Here is a 3,064-nt window from a genome sequence, read left to right on the forward strand (position 1 = left end):
GGCGAGGGGATTTATCCCCGTTGGGCTGCGAAGCGGCCCCAAATTGGCAGACGCGGTTTGACAGACAGGTCGCGTTAGCCGGATTTACGACTGCTGCGCAGCCGAACGGGGATAAATCCCCTCGCCACAGGGAGTCCTGTGTGCGGAGGATCGGTGTTTAAAGGGTCAAGGTTAATCGGCTGATCAACGCACCCGGCAACAACGCCGACGCCGTCGCCCGCTGACTGTAGGTGCTGGCCGATAGCAACAATTCGCGCTGTTCGGTCAACGCCTCCAGCTGAGAACCGAGCAAACTGAACGCACTGTCATCAAAACGCATCGTGCTGACCGGTGCCTGAATCTCGCCGTTCTCGACCCAGAAGGTCGCAAAGCGGGTCATGCCGGTCATACGCGCGGCCGGTTGATCCGAGTAGTTCAAGTACCACAGATTGCTGATGTACAGCCCGGTTCCCAATTGTTTGAGAATCTCTGCATCGGCCAACGTCCCCGCGGCCATGTTCAAGGCGCTCGGCATCTCGCCCGCGCCGGCACCGTTGGCGGTCAGACCGTATTCGGCCGCACTGCGTGAACTGACCATCTGCGCGCCGGCCTGACCCTTGACGATTAATCCGAGATCATTGCGCGGATAGCCCTCGCCGGAAAACGCCGGGCTCAAAGATCCGCTGACTTTTTCATCCAGCGACAGCAAGGGGCTGAACGCACTCTCGCCCGCGTACAGCTTCTGTAATGCGCTGCTCTTGCTGGCGATTGCCTGCGCGGAAAATCCGCCCCAGCTCAGCATGCCCATGATTTCTTCCATCGCCGCCGGCGCCAGGTACGCGCGGTACTGCCCCGGCGCCAACGTACGCAATGGCCGACCGAGGAATTCGAGCTGTTCGCGGGCCTGCTCAAAGCGCCGGGCAAAACCTTCACTGCTCCAGTCATGCCCGGCGTAACTGGCTTTCACCGCCTGACCGTTTTCATGAAACAGGCTGAAGTCGAAGTTGAAGCTATTCGCCTGATGCCAGCCAAACGCGCCTGAGGAACTGGCAAAGCCACGGCTGATCGGCCCTGCGGCGTAGAACCCGACCAGGTCCAGACCCTCGGCGGCCTGAGCGATCTCAGCGACCACCTGTTCGGTATCGGGAAGCGGAACATCCTGCACATTCTTGCTCTGCCAGCCGTTGTGATTGAGCAGCAGATAAGGATCCGCCGGCAACAGCGGCAAGGTTTCGCGCAGTTGCTGCAGACCTTCGGCCAGCCGTTGAAGGTCGACCTCGGCATCGCCCGACAGCGTGATATCGAGGTCAGCGTGACGTCCGTTGTTGATCAGTTTGAAGCCGACGCTCGCTTGCTGAACCTGCCCCGCCTGACGCACCTTGGCGTGGTTGAAGCGCACGAAGGCGGATGATTCGGCGGCGTAGCTGAGGGTGAATTGTTCCGGTTCGAGGATCGCATCCCGCAACCAGTTGACCAGCGCCTTGAACGATTCCGCCTGACTTTTCACAACACTCATCAGGCATCTCCTCCAAACACATCCACATGGCTGAACACGCAGGCCGGCGACGCATGGCCCACGCGGATCACTTGGTTTGGCTCGCCCTTGCCGCAGTTCGGCGTGCCCAGAACCTTGAACGTGCTGGCGTCGCCGACCGCGCTGAGACTTTTCCAGAAGTGCGCGGAAATCGCCCGGTAGTTCGGATTTTTCACCACGCCTTTGAGCTCGCCGTTTTCGATCAATTGCCCCCATTCGCAACCGAACTGGAATTTGTTGCGCGCATCGTCGATCGACCACGAGCGGTTGGTGCTCATCAAAATGCCGTGCTCGATGTTGCCGATCAGTTGCTCCAGGGGTTGATCGCCGGGCTCGATATTGAGGTTGGCCATGCGATCGATCGGCGGCCGGTTCCAGCCACACGCGCGGCTGTTGGCGACGCCGTCCATGCCTGCGCGAAATTGCGACAACGCACCGCCCAAGGGGCGCAGCAGTAAACCTTGCTTGATCAGGAATTGCTTGCTGGCTGCCGTGCCGTCGTCGTCATGGCCGTAGCTCGCCAGTTGCTCGGGAATGTCCGGGTCGAACGTGACGTTGAGCAGTGTCGAGCCGTATTGCAGATGGCCGAAATCCTCAGCCTTGACGAAACTGGTGCCTGCGTAATTGCGCTCGTCGCCCAGAATTCGATCCAGTTCCAGTGGGTGGCCGATCGATTCGTGGATCTGCAGCATCATCTGGTCGGGCATCAACAGCAGGTCGCGCGGGCCTTGCGGGGTGTTGGGGGCCAGCAACAATTGCAGCGCCTGTTCAGCCACGGTCGGGCCCGCGCCGGTCAGGCCGCAGCGGCTGATGACATCGGCGCTGCCTTGCTGGCCAAAGTTCTCCCGGCCGAGGCTGCGCGTCTGGCTGTCGTGACCGTCGTACGCCGTGACGTCCAGACCGGGGTAGACGAAACGCTGGACCTGGCGCAATTCGGCGCCCGCGCTGTTGAGATAGATCTGCTCGACGTGGGTGATACCGATGCTCACCTGCCAGTTCACCAGCCGCTCATCCTTCGGCACGGAGGCGGACTCGGCGCCGAGCAATTGATAGCAGTCACTCAGGGAGGGAAAAGGTTGTTCGAGGTTCGGCGAAAAATAGTCGGCGCGTTCGCTGGAAACGGCTTGCTCTCGCAGATCGAGCAGGGCGTGCGGTTTGAGTGCGCGAGCCTGTTGCTCGGCTTTCTCCAACGCAGATTGCAGGCCGGATAGCGACAGGTCGTTGGTCGCGGCGTAGGCCTCAACGCCGTTGACGCGCACGGTCAGCATCGCCCCTTCATCGCGGCTGAGGGTCGGAGGTTCGGCAACGTTCTTGCGCACCGATAGATGCTGACCGGATTCGCGCACATAACGCAGCGAAAAATATTCAGCGCCCGTGCGCAACGCAGCGAAGCGCTGCTTGAGCTGGGGGTGGAAATCGAACATTCGGGGGACCTCCCTGGTATGGAGTGGCGATGCTGCGGTGTCGCGAGGGGGTGAACGTTTGCGTGGCGCTAGATTAGGCCTGGGCGGGGGGTAGATCAAGGGTGGGGCGGGATTGTTGGGGTGTATC

Annotated in this window: 2 protein-coding genes; both read right to left on the reverse strand. The window is 61.1% G+C overall.

What is annotated here, in order from left to right:
* Positions 1 to 157: 157 nt before the first annotated feature.
* Positions 158 to 1,495 (reverse strand): TldD/PmbA family protein, encoded by a 1,338-nt coding sequence (locus DU29_RS0128805; protein ID WP_028624792.1) that lies wholly within the window; start codon positions 1,493 to 1,495, stop codon positions 158 to 160.
* Complete coding sequence (locus DU29_RS0128810; RefSeq protein ID WP_028624793.1) at positions 1,495 to 2,937, reverse strand: TldD/PmbA family protein; 1,443 nt, start codon at positions 2,935 to 2,937, stop codon at positions 1,495 to 1,497. The genes DU29_RS0128805 and DU29_RS0128810 overlap by 1 nt, the downstream gene beginning before the upstream one ends.
* Positions 2,938 to 3,064: the final 127 nt, after the last annotated feature.

The organism is Pseudomonas sp. Ant30-3, from assembly GCF_000690905.1.
Taxonomy (GTDB): domain Bacteria; phylum Pseudomonadota; class Gammaproteobacteria; order Pseudomonadales; family Pseudomonadaceae; genus Aquipseudomonas.